Raw genomic sequence first — 3,443 nt, 5'->3', positions numbered from 1 at the left:
GAAAAGCCTATCTGAAAAGATAGGCTTTTTTGTTTTAAATCGGATTCTAACTTGGAATCGGATACATATATAGGATCATAACGAAAAGCTGTGGAGTAGCAAAAATTAGGCATATATACAAGTTAGCCTAAAGAGGAAAAACTCAATGTTTCTTACACCTCTAAATTGAGACCTAAACGCTTTTATCTTCGCATTAAAGGATTCCGCTGATGCATTAGTGCTTCTGTTGTCAAAATAGTTTGCGATTGTTTGATAATGATTCTGTATTGATCTAGATATGGTATTAAATGATTTAAATTCAGCTTGATTTACTTTTTCATGCCATTTTGCTAATCTGCTTAAGCCGTAGATTTTATCAGTAGTAATTTCAAATACATTTCTTAAGTCTTGAGCAAGGCTATATGCTTTTTCAATATCAGGATATAATTCGAATAACAATTTGGCTCTTTGGGTTTGATTTTCGGACCATTTTGATTTGTTTTTATACAAGATGTACCTACTTCTAGCTAACAATTGTTTAATGGTGTCGCCGTTAGACAATATTAAAGGTTCATATTTATTTTTTGTTTTCTTGGCTTGTTCAATAGCATCATTCTCCATATCAATTGCTTGCCACCTATATTTAATCCTGATTTCTTGTAAAGCTTCGAGGGATCATAACGAAAACCTGTGGAGTAGTAAAAATTAATTATCAATATATGTTCGGGTTTGTGTGGACAATTTTTTACTGTTTGGATTTATTGCAAGCCTTTCCGTTGATTTGTATATGTTTTTGTTTGTAGTGTAGGAAGGTGTAATGTTTAACTTGACTCGTTGCATAGCAGTACCAAAATTTAAAATATTGTTTATTATTTTGTTAATTATATATTAAAATTTCATTGGCTTTGCCAAAATAAAACTTTACTTTTATTTTTTTTAATTCAACGGATAGTTCTGTGGAGTCTTGCTCTTAAGTTTTAATTTTATAAAAAATATTATATGAAAAATAAATTACTTTTATTTTTATTGTTTTTTTCATTTTTCGGAAGTAAAGTTGAAGCCAAAAATTTCGAGCATATTATAAATAATTATAAGCAAAATTTACAGCTAAAGGCATCTGGAAGTTTAAACGATACTGTTAAAAAGAAGAGTTTCGCCTCAAAAACAGTTGGAACAAAGGCGATAATTCCTCCACCATTAACTACTGCTGGTAGTGCTTGTAAAGATGCTTCTCAAGCTACAGTGCAAGTTTTTCTTAATGCTTCTGGTGGTAGTGGAGATGTTTTAGAGTGGTATGGTAGTCAATCATCATCATCTATTTTGCATACAGGGTCTATTTATGCACCTTTAATCGGTTCTACGACTACTTATTATGTGCGGACTCGTTCTGGTACTGATTTTAGTGTCCGGGTTCCGGTTGTTGCTTCGGTTTATGTCAATCCTCCTACTGTAATTTTATCTATGTCGACTTCTGGAAATGCTATTTGCCAGGGTGAGCCAATTGTTTTTACAGCGACTGGTGGTGGTAATTTTTATGAATTTTTAGTTGACGGAAGTATTAAGCAAGCGATGTCAACTAGTAATACCTTTTCTACAAGTGATTTAACGGATGGTCAAACAGTTAAAGTTCGTTCTAGGTATGGTGTTATCTATGATGGTGTAATTACTGAAACCGCATGGGGCACTGGGGCTTTGGAAGATAATTTGATGTCGGCAGCTCTGTCCCCTAATGCAGTTGATGGTTATATTAATTCTGTTAAAATGAGTTCATCTGAAGATCAATTGGTTTTTGGTATCTCGGGTAAATTAGGTGGTGATAAAAGTATGTTGCTGTTTTTAGATACAAAACCCGGAGGCTTTAATATTGCTAATTATGGAGACGAACCCATAACAGCTCAATTAGTAAAAGGATTTAATTATTTCAATAATAATAATCCATATAATAATTTTGATTCTTATTTTTTTCCGGATTATTGTTTAGCAATACAATCTAGTGATGGGGGAACTACTTATTTTGCGGATGTTATAGAGTTAAAATCGGGTACATCTACAAAAGTTAATTTAGGAAGCGCCTCTACTGGATCTCCCTCTGCTTCCATGGGAGTTAATTCTGGAAATTCTGGAATTAATGATTATAATTTAGGTTTCGAAGTTGGAGTTTTGAAGGCACTTCTTGGGTACACTGTTGGAGATATTAAATTTTTTGCGCTTACGATGCAAGAAAATATTGTAACTAATTCATTTTTAAGTCCAGAACTAATAAAAATAGTCGATTATGGTACTGGATTTGTGGATTATAATAGTGAAAGTCCTAATGCCGTAGTTGTATCTGGTGATGCTTTAAAGCATTGTTATATAGAGGATTCAAAGACAATTAATATTGCTCCTTTGCCAACAATATCTGGTAATTCAACTGTATGTTTTGGTTTGACAACTTCGTTAACAGGTTCAGGTACACCAAATACTACAAATCCATGGACGTCTGCTACTCCAAGTGTAGCTACTATTAGTAGTTCTGGAGTTGTAACAGGAGTTTCAGCTGGTACTAGTTTGATAAGATATACTGATATTAATGGTTGTACAATTACGCAAACAATAACGGTAAATCCTTTGCCAACGATAACAGGTACTTTGACTGTTTGTGTGGGTTCTACCATAACATTAACAGGGTCGGTTACTCCAAATGCTACCAATCCTTGGGTATCTGCTAGTCCAAGTGTAGCTACAGTTAATAGTTCTGGAGTTGTAACAGGAGTTTCAGCTGGTACAAGTGTAATTACATATACCAATAGCAATGGTTGTACCGTTACTCAAACAGTAACTGTGAATTCTTTGCCAACCATAACTGGTACTCTAAACGTTTGTATTGGATTAACAACAACATTAACAGGCTCAGCTACACCAAACGCTACAAATCCATGGGTATCCGCTTCCCCGAGTATCGCTACGATAAATAGTACTGGGGTTGTAACTGGGGTTTCAGTTGGTACTAGTTTAATAACCTATACCAATAGTAATGGATGTGAAATAACACAAACGTTTACTGTAAATCCTTTGCCAACGATAACTGGAGCTTTGACTGTTTGTGTAGGATTAACAACTACATTAACAGGTTCAGCTACTGCAAATGACGCAAATCCTTGGGTATCTGCTAGTCCAAGTGTAGCTACAGTTAATAGTTCTGGAGTTGTAACGGGAGTTGCAGCTGGTACAAGTGTAATTACATATACCAATAGTAATGGTTGCACTGTTACTCAAGCAATAAATGTAAATCCTTTGCCAACGATAACTGGCACTCCAAGCGTTTGTATTGGCTTTTCAACGACTCTAACTGGTTCGGCGACACCAAATGCTACTAATCCGTGGGTATCTGCTACTCCAAGTGTTGCTACCGTAAATGATTCTGGAGTTGTGACAGGAGTTTCAGGTGGTACAAGTGTAATTACGTACACAAATAGTAATGG

The 3,443-nt window shown here is 34.9% G+C and carries 1 protein-coding gene and 1 pseudogene; one reads left to right on the top strand and one right to left on the bottom strand.

Features of this window, described 5'->3' with window-relative positions; all coding sequences use genetic code 11:
- Positions 1–105 precede the first annotated feature (105 nt).
- Complete coding sequence (locus tag FQU23_RS16055) at positions 106–600, bottom strand: transposase (protein WP_245181140.1); 495 nt, start codon at positions 598–600, stop codon at positions 106–108.
- Between the two features lie 378 nt (positions 601–978).
- Here FQU23_RS16055 and FQU23_RS16050 point away from each other — a divergent pair.
- Positions 979–3,443 (top strand): annotated as a pseudogene (locus FQU23_RS16050) (Ig domain-containing protein); the annotation flags it as partial.

Source organism: Flavobacterium sp. XN-5 (genome assembly GCF_008033395.2).
GTDB classification, from domain to species: domain Bacteria; phylum Bacteroidota; class Bacteroidia; order Flavobacteriales; family Flavobacteriaceae; genus Flavobacterium; species Flavobacterium hiemivividum.
The sequence above is the reverse complement of the archived record's forward strand: the minus strand, read 5'-3'. Positions and strand labels throughout refer to the sequence as shown.

Excerpts from the sequence above, each read along its gene's own strand:
- FQU23_RS16055 (WP_245181140.1), bottom strand. The coding sequence starts at position 600 with ATGGAGAATGATGCTATTGAACAAGCCAAGAAAACAAAAAATAAATAT.